This window comes from Paenibacillus nuruki (assembly GCF_963311185.1).
GTDB lineage: Bacteria > Bacillota > Bacilli > Paenibacillales > Paenibacillaceae > Saccharibacillus > Saccharibacillus nuruki.
On sequence record NZ_OY725677.1, the window covers coordinates 788,648 to 811,162 of the forward strand.

Genomic DNA, 22,515 nt, shown 5'->3' on the forward strand with positions numbered 1-22,515 from the left:
CACTATGAAATCAGTAAACCAAGATGTCCTTCGGGGCATCTTTTTATTTTTTATAGATATAATATAACGATAAATGATATAAAATATTACATATAAATTTAATGAATTACCCATATTTAATGATTTGTTTACAATATAAAATACAGTCGTTACAAAAATTAATAAACTTGTTATTCACAAAAGTAAGTTATTTGTCGAAAAGTAGTATATAGACTTATAAAAATGTTTAACTAACCATGATTTCGAGTATAGAAGGAGATTGTTCCTATTTTCTGAAGAAGGTACAGTTATGAGTATTGTTTCTTATAGAATAGAACACTTTGTACAACTATAATAAAGACAAAGATAAATATAGATGACGGACATTATGTACATTATATAGATGGGAGTCACGAGCAGAATGCAAATTGATGCAAAAGTGGCAAAACAATTAATTGAATTAAAATATTTGAATTCGTCTGGTGTGGGTAGTGCAGACCAAGTGACCGCTAATACCAGTGACAGCAATAAATTATTTGATATGATGTTACAACAAAATATTGGGAGTTCGACTGAATCCAAAGGTTCGAATTTGAGTGCGGTAAGCCTTGCAAGTGTTTTACCTTCTGCAACAAGTATTGGCGATGTGGATGCAAGCTCAGTTACAGGTAATACCTATGCAGCGAGTGGTGCAGGTCAAAGTGATCCGTGGTATCAATTTGATCAATTGGCTCCTGTCGATCCATCGACTTCAACAACAACGGCTAAAGTGAATACACCTCTTCCAGCCACAGGTACAGCAGGAATTGGCGGAGCAGATGCTGCTTCTGCAATTGATGCTACAGGCACGGGTGCTAGTAAGCCAACAGCGTATAATGATTTGATCAGTTCAGCCAGTAGCAAATACGGAATTTCAGAATCATTGATCAAAGCTGTGATTGATACAGAATCTTCGTTTAATCCTAATGCTGGTTCTTCTGCGGGTGCAAAAGGATTAATGCAATTGATGGATGGTACAGCAGCTGGCTTGGGAGTGAGTAACTCTTTTGACCCGGCGCAAAATATAGATGGTGGTACTAAATACTTGTCTTATCAGATCAAGCGTTATGATGGTAATGTGAAAACAGCGTTAGCTGCTTATAATGCAGGACCCGGTCGACTACAACGTTTAGGTATCTCCAATGATGAAGAATTGATGGCGAAATTAAGCCAATTGCCAAAAGAAACACAACGCTATATTGGCAAGATTGAAAATGCACAAGCCAAATACGAATTATAATCATAATTAACGTTCATAGTACCTAAGTACATGGTATAATAGTACACGAACGTTTTAGCGATACAGAGATTTGATCATCATATAGAGTCAGATTGTTCCATATGAGATAGATCAAAAAGCGGAGCGTAGGTTCCGTTTTTTGATCTTTTTTTAATGGATAGAAAATATAAATGTACAGGAAAAGGAGGATACAGAAACGATGAAATATTTTGATTATGCAGCAACCACTCCTCCTTATCCTGAAGTGATACAATCGATGGCTGAAATTATGCAAAAGCATTTTGGTAATCCATCTTCTTTACATCAATATGGAGAAGAAGCTGATCGATTGGTTCGACATGCCAAAGAAGTGACAGCTCAGATTCTTGGAGTCAAGCCAAGCGAAATCATTTGGACATCAGGAGCTACAGAAAGTAATAACTTTGCGCTTAAAGGAGCCGCTATGCGAGGCGGACGTACACAAGGACATATTATTACCACACGGATCGAACATCCTTCTGTGTATGAATGTTGTCGTCAATTAGAGCAGATCGGATTTGATGTTAGTTATATTGATCCTGCTTCAGATGGTATTGTGCGTGTAGAAGATATTCAGAATGCTTTACGCCCAGATACTATTATTGTCAGTATAATGCATGTGAATAACGAGACAGGTGCTGTCCAGCCGATTCAACAACTAGCCGATTGGCTCAAAAAAGTACAACCGCGCACATTGATTCATGTCGATGGAGTCCAAGGATTTGGTAAATTGCCTGTAAATATCGCACAATGGAATATTGATCTATATAGCTTATCTGCTCATAAATTAAGAGGGCCTAAAGGAACTGGCTTATTATATGTTAAACAAGGGACTGAATTGTTCCCGTTGCTTGCAGGTGGTGGACAAGAAAATGGATATCGCTCAGGAACTGAAAATGTCGCTGGCATTGTAGGGATGACCAAAGCGTTACGTTTAGCATCCACAGAACAATCAACATTGTTAGAACGCTTGCTAGCATGGAGTGAACAGTTAAAAATAGCGATTCAATCGATTGAAGGATTAGTGTTAACGAATCCTTCAGTGTCTGCACCTCATATTGTTCATTTCAGCTACCCGGGGATGAAGTCTGAAGTGATATTGCATAGTCTAGAACAACAGGGTTGCATTGTATCTACACAGTCTGCTTGTTCTTCCCGTAAAGCTGAACCTAGTCGTGTATTGTTAGCGATGGGTATTGAGCGAGAACATGCTGCAAGCGGTATACGGATCAGCTTAGGAGATCAACATACGAAGCAAGATATTGAACATTTGATTACAGCACTTCATCAGACTGTTACACAGCTTCGCCCATTGGAGAGGAGAACCCATTAAGTATGCAAAATATAGATCGTTTGATTTTAAGATTAGGTGAAATGACACTCAAAGGAAAAAATAGATCCCGATTTGAAAAAACAATTTCAGAACATGTACGTGCAGTATTACGCCCTTATCCTAAAGCACATGTTCGCCGTGAATACGGTAGAATGTATGTCGAAACAGGTGGAGAATCTGTAGAAGAATTAATTCAAGTATTAAAAAATGTTTTTGGCATTATGGATATTATTCCAGTGAAGCAGACGTTGCCTCAATTGGATGATATTATTGCAGCCGCTGTAGAATTGATCGGTGAACAACAAATTGAACAATTGACTACATTTAAAGTGTCTGTCAAAAGGGTTTGGAAAGAATTCCCTCATTCGTCACAAGACATGAATCATTTAGTCGGTTCACCTGTATTGCGTGCTTATCCTTTACTCAAAGTAGATGTAAGACAACCAGAGATTGAATTACGGGTAGAAATTCGTGATGGAGCCGCGTATATCTATAGTGAACTGATTCCGGCAGTAGGAGGATTTCCTCGGGGTAGCAATGGTAAAGCGATGTTGCTTCTTTCCGGCGGTATAGATAGCCCTGTAGCAGGATGGCAATCAATGCGTCGTGGACTGGAAGTCGAATGTATTCATTTTCATAGTTATCCATTTACCAGTGAACGTGCCAAAGAAAAAGTAGTCGATCTGACTCGTGTACTGGCTGGATATGCTGGAGTGGTCAAATTGCATGTAGTCCCTTTTACAGAGATACAGACCGCCTTTACCACAACAGGGCAAGATAATTTAATGATTACATTGATGCGCCGGGCAATGTTGCGAATCGCTACGAAGATCGCTGAACAGCAAAAAGGATTAGCCTTGATTACCGGCGAAAGCTTGGGTCAAGTAGCCAGTCAGACATTATCGAGTATGAACGCTATTGAGCGTGCGACAGAATTACCAATTTTGCGTCCTTTAGTGATGACTGGAAAAGATGATATTATTCAGATAGCCAAAGAAATAGGCACGTACGATTTATCTATTTTGCCTTATGAAGATTGCTGTACATTATTTATACCAAAATCACCAACAACAAATCCTAATTTACGAATTATTGAAAAAGTAGAATCATTTTTGGAGTTAGAGCCTATGATTGAACGTGCAGTAGAGCAGACAGAATTAATGATTATTGAAGCGGGAAGTCCATTACAACTTGCATCCGCTACAATCAATGAGGATTGGTTCTAAGCGGAAACAGGTTAAATGACTTACATCTTCAGAATAGCCAAAAGTCAACCGATATAAATAGGGACAGATTGATGAAGGAGGAAGCTGGAATGACCAATCGTAATCAAGGGTTAATCGGACTTTTTGTTTTATTTGCAGGTTTGATTATCCTACTTGGCAAATTGGGCGTATTCAGTTTTATTGGTCACGTTTTTTGGCCACTTGCTATTCTTTTGCCTGGTATTGTATTGCAATTGCTGTATTTTAGCCGCAGTGCACCTGCTATTGTATTGATTCCGGCTGGAATACTTACAGTATATGGAGTATTATTTTTCCTCTGTAATACATGGGGATGGGAGATAATGGCTCATTTATGGCCTGTTCTTATTTTGGGAATTGCGATAGGACTGTATGAGTATTATGTCTGTGCAGCTTCACCGGCTTCACGAAATGTTGGTTTTGTTTCTATTGTCCTTACTTGTTTATCAGTTATTCTGCTTATTTTCAGTTTATTAGGTACTTTAGGTTTTTATTTTATCGCTATGATCCTGATTCTATCTGGATTGTGGTTACTTGCTAGCCGTAGTAATTCAAAAACAGGTTGGTAATAAAATGCGAATTTGCTTGATTTATAGAAACAATGACGTATAATTATAATAAGCAAGATTATGGATGCCGATTTTTTGACCACCGTGTTAACAAATAGTAGAGCGTCGGCTTAGTTGACCGACGCTCCTTTTATGGAGAGGATTTGGAGAAATTTATGCAATCAAGAGAACAAATTCGCAATATCGCAATCATTGCCCACGTTGACCATGGTAAAACAACGTTAGTGGACAAATTGTTGCAACAGTCAGGTATTTTCCGGGATCACGAGACTTTACAGGAGCGTGCGATGGATTCCAATGATCTGGAGCGTGAACGCGGTATTACGATTCTTGCAAAAAATACAGCTATTACGTATAAAGACTATTTAATCAATATCGTGGATACACCAGGTCACGCCGACTTTGGTGGTGAAGTAGAACGTATCATGAAAATGGTAGACGGAGTACTTCTTATTGTTGATGCTTATGAAGGTTGTATGCCTCAGACTAAATTCGTTTTGCGTAAAGCATTGGAGCAAAATTTGACTCCTACTGTTGTCGTAAATAAAATTGACCGTCCGGCTGCTCGTCCTACAGAAGTTATTGATGAAGTATTGGATCTATTTATTGAACTTGGTGCAAATGATGAGCAATTGGAATTCCCGGTTGTTTATGCTTCAGCGTTGAATGGTACGTCTAGTCTTGATCCAGAAAAACAAGACGAAACGATGCAAGCAATGTATGAAACGATTATCGAACATATCCCTTCACCAAAAGAGAAAATTGATGAGCCATTGCAATTCTTGGTTACATTGATGGACTATAACGAATATTTGGGTCGTATTGCAGTAGGTCGTGTTAACCGTGGTGTTATCCGTCAAGGTCAATCCGTAACCGTTATTAACCGTGAAGGCCAAAAGAAAACAGCTCGTATCGAGAAGTTATTTGGTTTCCAAGGTCTAAAACGTATTGAGATTGAAGAAGCGGGTGCTGGTGATATTATTGCTATCGCTGGTATTAAAGACATCAACATCGGTGAAACGATTGCTGATCCACAACACCCAGAAGCATTGCCAGTTCTTAAAATTGATGAGCCTACATTGCAAATGACATTCCTTGTAAACAACAGTCCATTTGCTGGACGCGAAGGAAAATGGGTAACTTCCCGTCGTCTTCGTGACCGTTTGTTCAAAGAATTAGAAACAGATGTAAGTCTACGTGTAGACGAAACAGATAGCCCTGATGCTTATATCGTATCTGGTCGTGGTGAGCTTCACCTTGGGATCTTGATCGAGAACATGCGTCGTGAAGGTTATGAATTGCAAGTATCCAAACCAGAAGTTATCGTGCGCGAAATCGATGGTAAACGTATGGAGCCTATCGAGCATCTATTGATTGACTTGCCTGAAGAAAGCATGGGCGCAGTTATGGAGAGCTTGGGTTCACGTAAAGCTGAGATGGTAAACATGATTAACAACGGTAGTGGTCAAGTTCGTTTAGAATTCTTGATTCCTGCTCGTGGTTTGATCGGATACGGAACATACTTCCTAACATTGACTAAAGGTTACGGAATTATGAACCATTCCTTCGATAGCTATGGTCCAGTTGCTGCTGGTCAAGTTGGCGGACGTCATGAAGGCGTATTGGTTTCCAGCGAAAGTGGTTCTTCTACTTTGTATGGTATCTTGTCTGTTGAAGATCGCGGTACATTGTTCCTTGAGCCAGGTGCTGAAATCTACGAAGGTATGATCGTTGGTGAACATACACGTGATAACGATATTGTTGTTAACATTTGTAAAGAAAAACAATTAACTAACGTTCGTTCTGCGACTAAAGACGATACAGTCAAAATGAAAACTCCTCGTGGCTTCTCTCTTGAGCAAGCATTGGAATATTTGAATGAAGATGAGTATTGTGAAATCACTCCAAAATCAATTCGTATGCGTAAAAAGATTTTGAATAAGAGTGAGCGCGAACGTGCTGAAAAACAACGTAAATCTGCAATGCAATCTTAATATCATATATTGTTGGATAGACCACTGCGCTTAAGTACCTGTTTCAACAGGTTAAATACTGTTCTGAGATTCGGTCGCTAAGAAATAGATCGAATCTCTGCTACAGTACATGCCATTACATACTCTATGCAGAAGCGGAACGTATGATGAAGGCAACATAATTGAAGACTATAACTTCATTATCTAAAATGATGGAACAGGTGTTGAGAGCAATGAGTACGACAACAGGTGGACTTCCGCCGCGTGCAGGAACAAAAGCCAAAACACAAAAATCCGGTAATCCCAATCCCAAAAAAAGCAAAAGAAAAAGCAAGTGGCTTTAAGCGCTTTATGCAAATATTGCTTATTGTTATTCTTTTAGCTGTTGTTGGCGTGATGGCTTATGCCGGATATTTATATTATCAGGTTCAAGGTATGTTTGATGGAGTAGGTCCTAAAGACAATGGTGGTACTGTTATAAGTCAACCTGTTGCGCCTGAGAAATCAGCAAAAGTAAAACCGATTACGATGGCACTTTTGGGAACTGATTATCGTCAAGAAACAGGAACACGTTTAACAGACGTTGTTATGGTAGCTACACTTAATCCAGATACCAAGTCAGCCACAATTGTTTCTTTGCCGCGTGATACGTATCTACAACTCGAAGGGTACATTCCTAATAAACTAAACTCTTATTATCCGAAGTTTTATGCTAAAGATAAAAAAGAGGGTACAGATTTAGCGATGAGTGAAATGAAAACTTTACTCGGTAAATACTTGGGTGTAGATGTAGAGTATACAACTGTGTTGAACTTCCAGGGTTTCCGGGATGTTGTCGATTCAGTAGGTGGTATTGATATCAATGTAGATATGAAAATGTGTTATGTGGATAAAGCAGATGGTACGAATATTAATTTGTCTACCGGTCAACAACATCTAAATGGTGCAAACTCTCTAGATTATGTACGTTACCGTAAATCAAATTGTAGTCCTCGTACACAAGGGTCTGATGACTTCAGTCGTAACCAGCGCCAAAACCAAGTACTGAATGCTGTCGTAGACAAAATTCAATCTTTTAGCGGTGTAACTAAATTGGGATCGATTATCGAATCTGTAGATAAAAATATGGAGACTGATATTGAAGGTGAACAATTTAAAAATTTACTGACTACGTATTGGGATATTCCTAAGCAGAATATTAAATACATGCCAGTAACTGGTGATTGGAAAAGTCCTTACGTCTATATCAACGAAACTGAATTAGCAAATGCTAAACAGGCACTACAAGATGAATTAGCAGGTACAGCTACGCATACCGATCAATTTGATCAACCAGCAGGTACAAGCAAAGTAAGTCAGTAATATCACTCTTGTAGCTAGATAAAGCTAATCGTAGTTTGTCAATAATCATGAAGTCTTTGCTTAAGCAAAGGCTTCTTTTTTTATGTATATCTGCTGTACGGGGTTCTCCAGATTATGGATTTGAAATGAAATTAACCTATGCTATAATGAAGAAACACCAGTATATTCATGCCAGTAATTGGAGGTCTCTATGATGCCGGAATCCATGATGATGCTTGATCGTATGCTATATTTCACACATACGTGCCGGAGAGGCTCTATACTGTTATGTACATTGGTGTATCGTGGACAAAGTGCATATATGAATCATTGTATAAAAAAAACCAGTTAGCTATGATATAGCGTCTGGTTTTTTGTGTATTTAAGAGGAGGGTGAGGCTTGGCCGATCAAGAAGGGATAAGCATAGTTATCCACTAAGTAAATGGCATCAGAGATCATAAGACTTTCTACTCAAGGGGGAACTCTCGATGAAAAAGATTTTTGTACTGGATACCAATGTGCTTCTTCATGATCCAAATGCCATTTTTGCTTTCGAAGAAAATGATGTCATTATACCTGCGGTTGTACTCGAAGAAATTGATTCTAAAAAACGGAATGCAGACGAGATTGGACGTAATGCACGAAGTATTTCACGCTCACTCGATGCTTTAAGAGAATCAGGTTATCTACATGATGGTGTCCACTTAGAAAATGGTGGGACATTACGTGTTGAATTGAATCATCGTAGTTTTGCCAAAGTACAAGATATGTTCGGAGAGATTTCGAATGATAATCGTATTCTGGCTGTAGCATTGAATTATGAGTTAGAGGAGCAAGAAAAAGAACAAAATCAAGAGGCACGTTCTCAAGTTGTACTTGTTAGTAAAGATGTATTGGTGAGAGTCAAAGCAGACGTGCTAGGTGTAAATACAGAAGACTATCTATCTGATCGCACAGCCGATCCTAATGAAATGTATACAGGTTATACCACATTAACGGTCCATCCAGCTGTGATTGATGAATTTTACAGCAATCGTTATTTACCTATCCAATCCTTAAATATCAAACATTCTTTTTATGCAAATGAATTTGTGATATTAAAAGATGAATTAGGAAGTGCTAAATCAGCATTACTTAAAGTAAATGCCGATTCTACGAAGTTAGAACCGTTATTTTTAAGTAATGATCCGATATGGGGGATTGCTGCTCGAAATGCACAACAACGGATGGCATTGGAACTATTATTAAATGATGATATTCCTTTAGTAACGATTACAGGTAAAGCAGGAACAGGTAAAACACTGCTTGCATTGGCTGCTGCTTTATCCAAAGTCGAAGATGAACAAAAATACAAAAAACTGCTTATTGCAAGACCTGTGGTACCTATGGGTAAAGATATCGGTTATCTTCCGGGCGAGAAGGATGAGAAATTGCGCCCTTGGATGCAACCGATTTATGATAATTTAGAATTTTTGTTTGATACGAAAAAAGCTGGCGATATTGATAAAATTTTAATGGGGCTTGGTAGTATTCAGGTTGAAGCTTTAACCTATATACGTGGACGTTCGATTCCAGGTCAATTTATTATTATTGATGAAGCGCAAAATTTATCCCGCCATGAAGTCAAAACGATTGTATCTCGTGTAGGTGAAGGCAGTAAAATTGTGCTGGTCGGTGATCCTGATCAAATCGATCATCCGTATCTGGATTCAATCAGTAACGGATTAACGCATGTAGTTGAGCATTTCAAGCAAGAGGGCATCAGTGGTCATATAACCCTTGAAAAAGGTGAACGTTCTAAACTGGCTCAATTGGCTGCTGATTTGCTATAACATAGTTTTAAATACAATGCAAAAGACTCTACCGTGCATGGTTAGCACAGTAGAGTCTTTTTTTACATATAAATGGTGAATATATTTGTATTTTAGTGATCTATAGGATGCACTAGACTAAATTCAGTACCACTTTGTTGCTGCAAAATATTCTTGTTAGCCCATTGATCAAATAAAGTAGCTGTGAATTTAAAATCAATATCCTCTATAGATTCGAACAAGGAATGAGCATCGGTATAACTTTTGATAAAAACATTAAAAAAGGCGATATCAACAAAGTCTGTATTATAGATATTGGCTTCAATCTGAATACCTTGATCACTTTCAAATAAACAGTGTTCCCCATGTAGATCCCAAGTCCAATGGGTATTGCAGTATATCACAAATGGTTTACATAACTCTACCTCATAAATCAAATCAAATAACCATTCAAAATGAGTAGAAGCCTGCTGGTGTAACACTATAGGTTTTTGATCATCTGGAAGCATTTGATACATAGAATGACATAATTCTCTAGCCATTGTTGTATAGAATTTGAATAAATGTAGAACTTTAACTTCATTCATCATCCAAAATCCTTTCATCATCATTGTATCTATTGTGTATGATGAAATTAGTTTAACGATAGTTCAAGTTCAATTTTCATCAATTGTGGTTCTGTAGTGACTGAAGTTGCTTTCAAATAAGATACAATTTGCTGTGGATAAAAGCCAAGATCAAACTCATTTTCTAACATTCGGCATGTTGTATCAGGTAATTGAAGTCCGTTGAATACAAGTTTATCCACATAAAATTGAATCGCATTTTGAGGTTGATCGACAATTTCATAATGTCCTGTAATATCCAAGTCTAAATTGCCTTCTTTGCCATGTACACTTAATTGATCCTGCGCAAATTTAAATTGAAAAGATTCAGGTAACTGACCTTGTATATGCAAAAATTGATTGAGTTGTTGTTCATCTATAGAAATCGTGTAATGTGTACCTCTAATCTGGATAGCTCCAGGTTGAGATTTAAGATAATCCGGGAATTGCTGCATAGATAGAGCAATCGCTTTAAAATATCTTTTGACTTCATAGAGTCCAATATTGTTCCAATATTCATTCATTTCATTCATAAGTTGCCGAGCAATCTCAGGATCAGAGCTGGTAGCAAGATTTTGATGAATCGATTGTTGCAGACTAGCTACTCGTGTACGTTGGTTCGATAAATTGGTAGTAATTTCTCCTAATTCAGTCGCTGTCGTGTATAATTCATTTCTTTGCTGAGTAAGGTATGTGTATTGTTCTTGATAATCATTAAGGAGCAACTGATCATGATCAATAATCATTCTATAATAATCGTAAAAAGCAATCATACCTGAAAGACTACCTGTCGAGAAAAAAAGAGCCCAAAAATCATCCCGTTCTCCTGTATAATAAGAAACAAGCACTGAATCTGCTTGATGTCTTGCTTGTGATAGTAACTTTTCTTGTTGTACCAAACTTTTTTCCAATGTCGTGTATTTTGTTTGAGCTACATGTTGCTGATCTGCAATCCGTTTGATTTCTTGATCTAATTCATTCACAGATAGACTGTTTTCTAATAACTGTCGTGTCGCTTCGTCTAATTGCGGAGGTGCAGGTACAGATTGTGCTCTCACAGAAGAAGACCAAAGCTGAGAAGTTAGAGCTAAAGTCAAACAGAAGCAGACGATTTTGACCGGATATATGTATCTCACTGATCGTCCCTCCTATAGCGCCTGGCAGTACAAGCGCAATTATTATTAAATCAAAGTGATTTTACAAAGTAAAACATCAGAGTATTAGCACTTGTTTCTATACATGTTAACCATTACTCATGACTTACTATCAGTATAACATCGTACTCATTAGTGTTGAATATACTCTAATTATACCTATTTAAAAACGTATGGAGGTTACAAAATTGATCATTGATATTTTTGGAGCAGGAGCTATAGGATTACTTTTTTACAGCAAATTAGTTAGTCATAGCTCGGTAGCTACGATTCATCTATGGACTCGAACATCAGAACAAGCAACTTTAATCAATCAACAAGGGATTACTGCCCAAACATCCACTACAGATTACAATGTAGAAGCGCAAACTTATATTCCTAGTAAGCTACATCAAGCCTGTGCTATCTATGATATGACTGATAACGAAAATAAACCAAAAGCAGACTATATACTGGTTACCGTCAAACAAAAAGATATCACTGCTGATTTTGTTTCTTATTTGAAACAAAGAGCAGATCATCATACTCGCATTATCTGTTTGCAAAATGGGGTAAGAACGGATGTATGGTGGGATTCACCATGGCAGGTTTATGCCGCAATTACAACAGAAGGTGCTAAAAGAATATCTCCAAATGAAGTCAGTCATACAGGAATAGGAAAAACAGTTGTAGGTCGTGTAACCAATCTTTCTAGTACTAGAGTCGTTGATCAATCTAAAGCAATAGATAAAGAAGAGCAACTATCTATACAACTCTTGCTAAATGAACTACAAAAAGCAGGACTTGATATCGTCTTGTCGAATAATATCGATAAAGATATCTATCGGAAGCTTGTTATCAATGCTGTAATCAATCCATTAACAGCGATCTGGCGTATAATGAATGGTGAATTGCTTGTATCTAAGCAGCGCTTAGCTGTCATGCGAAAATTATATGATGAAGTGATTGAAGTATACGAAGCTAATGGTATCGAAGTTTCTTCGTTGTGGTGGGAAGACATATTAGCCATATGCCAAGCGACTTCTAATAATACATCATCTATGCTTGCAGACGTTTTGCAAAGTAAAACAACCGAGATTCAGTGGATCAATGGTAGTATTATTAAAATGGGTCAAGATCATCACATATCTACACCAACAAATGACTGTGTATATCATTTGATTGAAGCTATGAATAGACAGGAGGATCATTAATGGGGGTATTTTTGGGATTATTATTGAATGGATTTATTTTCTTAAGCCTAGTTCCGTTTATTCCATTTGTATTAACGTATACTATTAATAGGCTAAAAGGAAAAGAAAAAAAGCCAGCGATCAGTATGGCGATGGATGTCACAACACCATTTTTGTATATTGCTGTAGCTGCACTATTCAATAATACGTTTAATACCAAAACAGGATTTTATATCTTTTTACTTATTTTATTGCTTGGTATTGGACTCATCGGAGGTGCACAAAACCGTTTAAAAGGAAAAGTGGACTATAAACGATTATTTCGTGCAGTATGGAGAGTTTCTTTTTTATTACTGAGTATAGGTTACATTGCTTTACTGATTACTGGAATTTTGCAATACATAACACAGTAACTTTGTCGAAAATTGGAATATATTTGCTTGATGTTAGGTATTCGACCGTAGCGTGAAGCATAATATACGCTTAAATGTGACAGTTTTATATAAAATAACGAAAAAAACATGATTTTTTAAATATAAGTTATAGATTTTTTTGACCACTGGTTGTATAATTTAAAAGCATATACCACATTTTTTAGGGGGAAACTGCTAGATGAAGAGAAAAAGTTGGTTAGTACTTATGGCGCTTGTCATGGCGTTCGGAACTTTGCTTGCAGCTTGCGGCAGCGGTTCTAGCAACACAGGAACAAGTGGAGAATCAGGAGATGGCGCTACAGCAGCTCAAGACTTACACATTAACATGAGTGCTGAGCCTCCAACGTTTGATCCAGCTCAGGCAAAAGATAGTCAAACAAATACTGCCTTGAGACTAATGTATGAAGGTCTTACACGTCCAGGTACAGATGGTAATCCTGTTCCAGGCGTTGCTGAAAAATGGGATGTTTCTGAAGACGGATTGAAATACACTTTCCATCTTCGTGATAACGCACAATGGAGTAACGGTGAACCGGTAACAGCAGAAGATTTCGCTTATGCTTGGGAACGCGTTCTAAGTCCAAAAACAACTCCAGCATCTGAGTACGCTTACCAACTTTATTACATCAAAAATGGACAAGAATTCAATGAAGGAAAAGTTAAAGATTTCGCTGATGTTGGTGTTAAAGTCGTAGACGAAAAAACACTAGAAGTGACTTTGGCTAATCCAACTTCTTACTGGTTGGGATTGACTTCTTTCTACACGTACTACCCTGTTAACAAAAAGAATGTAGAAGCTAATGCACAATGGGCTTCTAAAGCAGATACAATGATTACTAACGGTGCATTCAACTTAACAACTTGGACAACAGGTCAAGAATTGGCTTGGACAAAAAATGCTAAGTATTGGGATGCTGCTAGTGTTAAATTAAATACAATTACTTCTTCATTGGTTAACTCTGGAGCTACTGAGTTCTCAAGTTACCAAAGTGGACAATTGGATTATGCTGGAGCACCAACTGGTGAAATTCCAACAGACCAAATTCCAGCTGCAAAACAACAATATCCAGATCAGTTCCAAGCTAAAGGGATTGCAAGTACTTATTACTACTTGTTCAACCTTAAAGAAAAACCATTTAACAACTTGAAAATCCGTCAAGCATTCTCTATGGCAATCAACCGTCAAGCGATTGTTGACAACGTAACATTGGGTGGACAAATTCCAGCTTACGGTTATGTACCACCAGGAATCAAAGGTAACACTGAAGAATTCCGTACAGAATACAAAGATAGCTACTTCAAAGAAGATGCAGCTAAAGCTAAAGAATTGTTAGCTGAAGGTATGAAAGAAGAAGGTTACACAACTCTTCCTGAAATTACTTTGATCTACAACTCTAGTGAAGCTCATCAAAAAATTGCTTTGGCAATTGCTGATATGTGGAAAAACAATCTTGGTGTAAGTGTTAAAACACAAAACCAAGAGTGGAGCGTGTTCTTAGATAATCGTCAAAGTGGTAACTACCAAATCGCACGTGCAGGTTGGACAGCGGATTATAATGATCCTATGACTTTCTTGGATATGTGGATGAAAGGTAATGGCAACAACGACGCTAAATATGATAATGCTGAATACGATGCATTGTTGAAAGATGCGCAAGCAACTCAAGACAACGCTAAACGCATGGAAGATATGTCTAAAGCAGAAAAAATCTTAGTGCAAGATGATATGGCTATGATGCCAATTTATTACTACACTAGCGTTTCACTGGTTAAACCAAATCTTAAAGGTATCGTTGTAGACTTTAGTGGTGCAATTGACTTTACTCGTGCTTATTTCCAATAATTAAGTAAGATTTCGGTTTAATGATTGCAGCGGGATATGTATGTGTGGATTCTCCATCCATATATATCCCGTTTTTGCGTGTTTATCGTTTTTCCATATATTGCTATTCTAAACATGATAATTTCAAGTTCTACTTGTTATCTATTAGATGAAGTTTTAAAATGAAAAAGTTGTTGAATAATGACGAGCTGTTTTTGACCATGTTCAATAAACTACAAAATGTGATAAAGGAGGTTCTTGGGGAAATGGTTCGTTATATCGCCAGTAAATTTTTGTATATGCTGTTATCCTTGTTCATTTTGGCTTCAGCTACATTTTTCCTGATGAAAGCTATACCGGGTAATCCGTTTATGTCAGAAAAAAATGTGCAGCCTCAAATTAAAGAACGTCTAATGGAGCAGTATGGATTAAATAAACCAATTGCTGAACAGTATTTGCAGTACCTAGGGAATTTAGTTAAAGGTGATTTGGGAATTTCTATGAAATACCAAAATCAAGAGGTTTCTCAGCGTATTGCTGATACATTCTCTCCATCTTTACAAATTGGTATTTTCGCTATTGTTATTTCAATTGTTGTCGGTATTGTATTAGGTCTAATCGCTGCACTTTACCATCGTAAATTGATTGATAATGTAGCTATGATTATTGCTGTATTAGGTATAGCTGTTCCCAGCTTTGTATTGGCAACATTGATCCAGTATATTTTTGCTTTAAAATTAGGTTGGTTTGATGTTATGGGCTTTAATGAGCCAAGTGACTTTGTACTTCCGGTTATAGCACTTGCTGTTCAACCGATTGCATTTATAGCGAGGTTGACTCGTTCTAGTATGCTAGAAGTGTTAAATGCAGATTATATCAAAACAGCTAAAGCTAAAGGTCTAAATGGATTTACCATTATGACTAGACACGTTGTACGTAATGGTATTCTTCCGGTAGTTACGTATGTAGGTCCTATGACTGCAAACATCGTAACGGGTTCCGTTGTTATCGAGCAAATATTCGGTATCGGTGGTATTGGTAGAGTATTCGTAGACAGTATCACTAACCGTGACTATACAATGATTATGGGAGTAACTATTTTCTATGGTGTGTTGTTGATGCTTGCTCGTTTTGTTACAGATATCTTATATGTACTGGTAGATCCACGGATCAAATTATCAGGTCGGAAGGGGAGCTAAACGTTGTCAGCTAGCGGAAACAATAACAATAAAAATGCGACTACAGATGTGGTCGGCGAACCAATCGCACTGCAACAGGAAAGTATCTCTTTATGGCAGGATGCTTGGATTCGTTTAAAAGGTAACAAAGTAGCTATGTTTAGCTTAGGAACATTGATCGTTATCATTTTGGCTTCAATCGTTGGACCAATGATCTCTGCTTTTAACTATTACTCTAATGATTTGATGAATACGAATAAAGCGCCTTCTAGTGTTCACTGGTTCGGTACAGATAACCTTGGACGTGATATGTGGGTTCGTACCTGGATGGGTGCACGAATCTCTCTTATTGTAGGTTTGGCAGCAGCAGCAATTGACTTAATCATCGGTATTATTTATGGTGGGATCATGGGTTACTTTGGTGGCCGTGTAGATACTATCATGAATAAATTCTCAGAGATTCTTTATTCTATTCCTTATTTGCTAGTTGTTATTCTATTATTGGTTGTATTTGAGCCAGGTTTGGGAACGATTATCGTTGCTTTGACGGTAACAGGTTGGATTACAATGTCCTGGATCGTTCGTGGTGAAATTATGCAGCTGAAAAGTAGAGACTTTGTACTAGCAGCACGTTCTATGGGCGCAAGTGCTGGACGTCAATTGTTCAAACATCTTTTGCCTAATGCTTTGGGTCCTATTATCGTTACTGTAACTCTTTCTGTACCAAGTGCTATCTTCTCTGAAGCATTTTTGAGTTTCTTGGGTCTAGGTGTACAGGCTCCTGTCGCTTCATTGGGTTCAATGATCAATGATGCATTAACAGGATGGAACTTGTATCCTTGGCGTATGTGGTTCCCAGCTGCTCTAATCTGTTTGACAATGCTTGCATTTAACTTGCTAGGCGACGGTCTTAGAGACGCTTTGGATCCAAAATTGAGAAAATAAAATCTATAGGAGGTGGAACAAGTGGAGAAAATCTTAACAGTAAAGAATTTAAGCGTATCCTTTCAAACGCGTGCTGGTGAATTTGATGCGGTAAAAGATGTCAATTTTGAAATTGGCAAAGGCGAAACGCTAGGTATTGTTGGGGAATCCGGTAGTGGTAAGAGTGTAACAGCTCAAACCATTATGCGTCTGATTCCTTCTCCGCCTTCTAAGATCAAAAGTGGAGAGATTGAATTCCTAGGTCAAAGTCTACTTGCTAAAACCGATAAGCAAATGGAAGCTATTCGTGGTAAAGATATCGGAATGATTTTCCAGGATCCGATGACTTCCTTGAATCCAACCATTAAAGTGGGTAAACAAATTACTGAAGTATTGCGTAAACATCAAAACATGTCTTCTTCTCAAGCAAAAGAAAGTGCGCTTGAAATGTTACGACTGGTAGGTATCAAAAATTCTGATGTTCGTTTTAATCAATATCCTCACCAATTCTCTGGTGGTATGCGCCAACGTGCGATGATTGCAATCGCTCTAGCTTGTCGTCCATCTTTGCTAATTGCGGATGAGCCTACAACAGCACTAGACGTAACGATTCAAGCTCAGATCCTTGATCTGATGAAAGATATGCAACAAAAATTGGGTACTTCGATCATTTTGATTACCCATGACCTTGGTGTAGTAGCAGGTATGTGTGATCGCGTGGTTGTTATGAAAGAAGGCGATGTTGTTGAAACAGGAACAACAGCTGAAATTTTCAAAAACCCTCAACATCCATATACACAACGTTTGCTAAATGCTTTGCCACGCTTGGATGAGCCTAAAAAACCTAAATTAGCTTCTGCTAAACTTAATCTTGATCCACGTAAACCGTTGGTTGAAGTGAAAGGATTGAAACAGCATTTCAATTTAGGTAAAGGTAATATTCTTAAAGCGGTTAACGATATTAGCTTCAACATCTACGAAGGTGAGACATTAGGCGTAGTAGGAGAATCCGGTTGTGGTAAGTCAACAACAGGACGTACGATTCTTCGTCTGTATGAACCAACAGGTGGTAGTGTGAAGTTTAACGGAACAGACATTTATGATCTGTCTCCACGCAAAATGAAAAACATGCGTAAAGATATGCAAATGATTTTCCAAGATCCGTATGCTTCATTGAACCCGCGTTTTAATATCATGGACATCATTGGTGAGTCTCTAGACATTCATGGTCTAGTGAATAGCCGTGCTGAACGTAAAAAACGTGTAGAAGAATTGCTCGATATGGTAGGCTTGAATCCAAGTCATGCTCTTCGTTATCCACATGAATTCTCTGGTGGTCAAAGACAACGTATCGGGATTGCACGTGCATTGGCTGTAGATCCTAAATTTATTATCTGTGATGAGCCATTGTCTGCTTTGGACGTATCGATTCAAGCACAGATCGTTAAATTGTTGGAAGAATTGCAACAACGTCTTGGATTGACGTATTTGTTTATTGCGCATGATTTATCAATGGTAAAACATATCAGTGACCGTGTAGCTGTTATGTATATGGGTAAAATTGTAGAATTGGCTGAAAGTGAAGAACTTTATGCAAATCCTCTACATCCTTACACCAAAACATTGCTATCTGCGATTCCAATTCCTGATCCTGAAGTGGAAGCAAATAAACGTAGAATCTTATTGCCTGAAGAGCATCTTGCAGCTTCTCAAGAAGCAGCAGCCACTTTGGCAGCTAAAGATCCGTTTAATTTGGAAAATTCTCAGTTGATCGAAGTGTCTGAAGGTCACTGGGTATCTCAACCTTCTGCTTAATCCATGTGTTCGAACCTGTAAACCGCCATTTATTGGCGGTTTTTTGGTTGTTACTAAAAATATTTAAATATTTTAAGAATAGCTTTTGACTAAACAGTACTAACTTCGTTACAATCAAATAAGATTTAATAAGTTACGATTAGTAACAATCAAAAGCAATAGCGATGAGGAGGACTTCACCCCATGAATGTGATTCCGGAGAGCCTACCCGCGAATCAGCCGCTCGCTGAGCGGTACATCAATGATTTTGCATCGGTAAGCAGTTTGTATAATATGAATGTCTCTGATCCACAAACATGGATCAAACGCGCAGAATGGCTAGATCAGAGTAAGCACTCCCGGATCGAACGTGGAGCCTTAGTTGACTGCCTAACCATATATAACCGTCAGTATAATAATCATGAAGCGGTACAGCAGTCTTTAGAAGCCTTACGGACAGATGAAGCACTTGTGATGGTAGGTGGACAACAAAGTGGTCTATTTACAGGACCTTTATTGGTCATTTACAAAGTGATCACATTGTTAACGTCTGCGCGTGAAGCTTCAAATCGCCTACAACGTCCAATTGTTCCTGTATTCTGGATTGCAGGTGAAGATCATGACTGGGATGAAGTCAATCATACGTATCTACCTGATCAAGACGGAGCAGCTGTCAAAATTCGTTTGGATCATGAACGTGGTGGACATTCACCAGTAAGCCGTACATTTATCAATGAGCTCAATACCGAACATATTTTGAATCAATTTGAGAGTCTGTTGCCAGATACTGCAAATAAAAATCAGTGGACACAGACATTACGAAATATTATGGAACAAGCGACTGATCTGAGTAGTGCTTTTGCTCAGCAATTGGGTCAATTATTTGGACGTTTCGGATTAGTGTTGATGGATTCCGATGATGCAGCTATTCGTCGTCTAGAAATTCCTGTATTTCGTCAATTGATAGAACATAATGATGCATTGACTCAAGCATATGTCGCTGCTGCTGAGCAAGTAAGGCAGTATGGCTATGAAGAACAAGCCACTGTCGATGAAGAAAGTGCTAATTTGTTCTATATCCATAGTGATGAAGTGTATACCAATGAACGATTATTATTATTTAAGCGAAATGGTTTATTTACTGATCGCAAAGGATTAGTTGTATTTACCAAACAAGAGTTGTTAACATTATTGGAACAACACCCTGAACGATTCAGTAATAATGTGTTAACACGTCCTTTGATGCAAGATTCATTATTCCCTGTACTTAGTACCATTTTGGGAACAGGCGAGATTGCATACTGGGCTTTAACCAAACAAGCATTTCCTGTATTAAATATGCAAATGCCTCCGATCGTTCCTAGGATGTTATTTACAATGGTGGAAGAAAAGGTTAAAATTTTGATGCAACAGTATCAGTTAACCTTTGATGATGTAAGACAACGGTTTGATGATATTCGTCAGACGTGGTTAAGTGAGCAAGAAGATTATCATTTGGAAAAACGATTCACTACATTCCGTGAGCAATTTCAACAATTGTATGCACCTTTTGTAGATTCTTTACGTGAGATTGATCCTTCATTACCGCATCTAGGAGAAACTACTCAACATAAAATTGATTTGCAAATTGATTATTTGTATCGCAAAAGTCAGAATGCGATAGCACGTCAACATCAGACTGGATTACAGCGTCTAGATCGTATTGCTTATGCTTTATATCCGTTTGGTAAGCCACAAGAACGTACGATCAACAGTTATTACTATCTAGGGCGTTACGGAGAGCACTGGATTGATCAATTGTTAACACTTGAACCTGATTTTAATGGTTCACATCGCCTTGTTTATTTATAAAATAACGCTGGATATCTATTTCAACCAACAAAGGAGAACTGTACAATGACATCATCTATTCAAGCAAGTATTGTTGCCGATATGGCACTTGCTCCTGAGGGACATCTTAAAATTGATTGGGCATCTTCCCATATGCCGGTATTGAATCGTATTCGAGCAGAATTTGAAAGAGATTTGCCTTTCAAAGGATTGAATGTAACGATCTGTTTACACTTAGAGGCTAAAACAGCATACTTAGCTAAAGTTATTCAGGCCGGTGGAGCTAATGTAACCATTACAGGTAGCAATCCCTTGTCTACACAAGATGATGTATGTGCAGCTTTGGTGGAAGACGGTATTACCGTATTTGCGAAATATAATCCAGGTGTAGAAGAATATAAAAGTTTGAACTTAAAAGCATTAGAAGCGAAGCCAGATCTGATTATCGATGATGGTGGCGACCTGATTACTTTCTTATATGGAGAACGTCCTGATTTGTTATCGACGATCCGTGGTGGAGCAGAAGAAACAACGACAGGGATTATTCGTCTAAAAGCATTACAAAAAGAAGGAACATTGAAAATTCCGATGGTTGCTGTTAATGATGCCTACTGTAAACATCTATTCGATAACCGCTATGGAACAGGTCAATCAGCATTTGACGGCATTATTCGTACAACCAATTTGATTATTGCAGGTAAAACAGTCGTGGTAGTAGGTTATGGCTGGTGTGGTAAAGGTATAGCGATGCGTGCTAAAGGTTTGGGTGCAAATGTTATCGTTACCGAGGTTGACCCAATCAAGGCAGTAGAAGCACATATGGACGGCTTTGGTGTGATGCCGATGAATGAAGCGGCTAAGCATGGTGACTTCTTTATCACAGTAACCGGAAATAAAAGCGTTATTGCAGGTGAACATTACGATGTAATGAAAGATGGCGCAGTCATTGCGAACGCCGGGCATTTTGATGTGGAAGCTAACAAACCTGATTTGGCAGCTCGTTCCCAATCGATTCGTACAGTTCGTAAAAATATCGAAGAATACAAATTAACAGATGGACGCCGCATTTATCTATTAGCAGAAGGTCGTTTGGTTAACTTGGGAGCAGCAGATGGTCACCCTGTTGAAATTATGGATATGACTTTTGCTCTACAAGCAGTAGGTCTTCGTTATGTAAGTGAAAACTATGAACAACTGGAAGCAGGCGTTATTAGTGTTCCTTATGAACTGGATGAGCAAGTAGCGCGTTTCAAATTAGAAAGTCTAGGTATTCATATCGATACATTAACTGAAGAACAAAAATTGTATCTAGATAGCTGGTCATAATCATTGAATTTTGAATTATTGCTTTAAAATTAAAATAAAAGTTACTCATGCATAATAAAAAGGGCTGATTTTTCCGATAAAGAGAAATCAGTCCTTTTTTGCGCCTATTTTTGCAAATGAAATGGCTGATTTACATAAAACAAATTTTTTCAGTATTTTTCTAAAAAATAATGATATAAAAAAAGGATTTTGATTTTCTGCGTCGAATCTATTATGCTTATGGTAGTGGTGGATAGTGGGACAAAGTGGGAGACTATGGTTTAGAGGAGTGAAACGTCAATGTTTATGGGAGAATTTCAACATAGCATTGATGAAAAAGGCCGGATTATTATTCCAGCCAAATTTCGCGAATTACTCGGAACTTCATTTGTAGTCACCCGCGGATTGGATCATTGTCTATTCGTCTATCCTATGGAGGAGTGGTCCCTCCTTGAGCAAAAGCTCAAATCTCTACCGCTGATGAAAGCGGATGCCCGTGCATTTAGTCGTTTTTTCTTCTCCGGTGCAACCGAAGTCGAATGGGACAAGCAGGGCAGAATCAATCTGCCAGGGAATTTACGGCAGTACGCTAAGCTCGAAAAAGAGTGTGTTATTATTGGCGTCTCGAATCGGGTAGAGATTTGGAGTAAAGAAACATGGTCAGAATATTATGATCATTCTGAACAATCTTTTAATGAAATTGCAGAAAAGCTGGTTGATTTTGATTTCGACCTGTAATCGTCCGGGAG

18 protein-coding genes are annotated in these 22,515 nt (G+C 38.1%); 16 read left to right on the top strand and 2 right to left on the bottom strand.

The genetic code is table 11. The annotated features are described in order from the left end of the window. Positions 1-400 precede the first annotated feature (400 nt). From RCP16_RS03540 to RCP16_RS03570, 7 genes are all read left to right on the top strand, one after another. Entirely contained in the window at positions 401-1,258 is an 858-nt protein-coding gene (locus RCP16_RS03540; protein WP_069329330.1) for a lytic transglycosylase domain-containing protein, read from the top strand. Between the two features lie 199 nt (positions 1,259-1,457). After that, positions 1,458-2,609: a cysteine desulfurase family protein gene (locus RCP16_RS03545; RefSeq protein WP_308641688.1), complete on the top strand. Its 1,152-nt coding sequence runs from the start codon at positions 1,458-1,460 to the stop codon at positions 2,607-2,609. A 2-nt stretch (positions 2,610-2,611) separates the two neighbouring features. Further along, a complete protein-coding gene (thiI, locus tag RCP16_RS03550; protein ID WP_308641689.1) occupies positions 2,612-3,835 on the top strand; it encodes a tRNA uracil 4-sulfurtransferase ThiI in 1,224 nt (407 codons plus the stop codon). A gap of 89 nt (positions 3,836-3,924) precedes the next feature. Then, a complete protein-coding gene (locus RCP16_RS03555) occupies positions 3,925-4,422 on the top strand; it encodes a hypothetical protein (protein ID WP_069329333.1) in 498 nt (165 codons plus the stop codon). Between the two features lie 155 nt (positions 4,423-4,577). Next, on the top strand, positions 4,578-6,416 hold the full coding sequence (gene typA, locus RCP16_RS03560; RefSeq protein ID WP_069329334.1) for a translational GTPase TypA: 1,839 nt from the start codon (positions 4,578-4,580) through the stop codon (positions 6,414-6,416). 330 nt (positions 6,417-6,746) lie between these two features. Next, positions 6,747-7,757, top strand: coding sequence for an LCP family protein (locus RCP16_RS03565; protein ID WP_308641690.1), 1,011 nt, complete (start codon positions 6,747-6,749; stop codon positions 7,755-7,757). A gap of 468 nt (positions 7,758-8,225) precedes the next feature. Further along, the gene (locus RCP16_RS03570; RefSeq protein ID WP_273594445.1) at positions 8,226-9,569 is read left to right on the top strand and encodes a PhoH family protein; all 1,344 of its coding nucleotides are present in this window, start codon (positions 8,226-8,228) and stop codon (positions 9,567-9,569) included. A gap of 92 nt (positions 9,570-9,661) precedes the next feature. On the opposite strand, the gene RCP16_RS03575 is transcribed toward RCP16_RS03570, so the two are convergent. After that, the gene (locus RCP16_RS03575; RefSeq protein ID WP_308641691.1) at positions 9,662-10,090 is read right to left on the bottom strand and encodes a hypothetical protein; all 429 of its coding nucleotides are present in this window, start codon (positions 10,088-10,090) and stop codon (positions 9,662-9,664) included. A 92-nt stretch (positions 10,091-10,182) separates the two neighbouring features. Then, a complete protein-coding gene (locus RCP16_RS03580; RefSeq protein WP_083243634.1) occupies positions 10,183-11,289 on the bottom strand; it encodes a hypothetical protein in 1,107 nt (368 codons plus the stop codon). 191 nt (positions 11,290-11,480) lie between these two features. Between RCP16_RS03580 and RCP16_RS03585 the strand changes: the two genes are divergently transcribed. From RCP16_RS03585 to mraZ, 9 genes are all read left to right on the top strand, one after another. After that, a complete protein-coding gene (locus tag RCP16_RS03585) occupies positions 11,481-12,500 on the top strand; it encodes a ketopantoate reductase family protein (protein WP_308641692.1) in 1,020 nt (339 codons plus the stop codon). Next, entirely contained in the window at positions 12,500-12,892 is a 393-nt protein-coding gene (locus RCP16_RS03590) for a DUF3397 domain-containing protein (protein WP_137220768.1), read from the top strand. Before RCP16_RS03585 ends, RCP16_RS03590 begins: the two co-directional genes overlap by 1 nt. 199 nt (positions 12,893-13,091) lie before the next feature. Then, positions 13,092-14,756, top strand: a complete 1,665-nt coding sequence (locus RCP16_RS03595; protein ID WP_137220767.1) for a peptide ABC transporter substrate-binding protein — start codon at positions 13,092-13,094, stop codon at positions 14,754-14,756. A gap of 245 nt (positions 14,757-15,001) precedes the next feature. Next, complete coding sequence (locus tag RCP16_RS03600) at positions 15,002-15,934, top strand: ABC transporter permease (RefSeq protein WP_069329340.1); 933 nt, start codon at positions 15,002-15,004, stop codon at positions 15,932-15,934. A gap of 48 nt (positions 15,935-15,982) precedes the next feature. Then, the gene (locus RCP16_RS03605; protein WP_245703517.1) at positions 15,983-16,858 is read left to right on the top strand and encodes an ABC transporter permease; all 876 of its coding nucleotides are present in this window, start codon (positions 15,983-15,985) and stop codon (positions 16,856-16,858) included. 21 nt (positions 16,859-16,879) lie between these two features. Then, positions 16,880-18,652, top strand: coding sequence for an ABC transporter ATP-binding protein (locus tag RCP16_RS03610; RefSeq protein WP_069329342.1), 1,773 nt, complete (start codon positions 16,880-16,882; stop codon positions 18,650-18,652). A gap of 183 nt (positions 18,653-18,835) precedes the next feature. Beyond that, complete coding sequence (gene bshC, locus RCP16_RS03615; protein WP_273594441.1) at positions 18,836-20,482, top strand: bacillithiol biosynthesis cysteine-adding enzyme BshC; 1,647 nt, start codon at positions 18,836-18,838, stop codon at positions 20,480-20,482. A gap of 45 nt (positions 20,483-20,527) precedes the next feature. Next, positions 20,528-21,787, top strand: a complete 1,260-nt coding sequence (locus tag RCP16_RS03620; protein WP_069329344.1) for an adenosylhomocysteinase — start codon at positions 20,528-20,530, stop codon at positions 21,785-21,787. Positions 21,788-22,066: 279 nt separating this feature from the next. After that, complete coding sequence (gene mraZ / locus RCP16_RS03625) at positions 22,067-22,504, top strand: division/cell wall cluster transcriptional repressor MraZ (RefSeq protein WP_069328945.1); 438 nt, start codon at positions 22,067-22,069, stop codon at positions 22,502-22,504. Positions 22,505-22,515 lie beyond the last annotated feature (11 nt).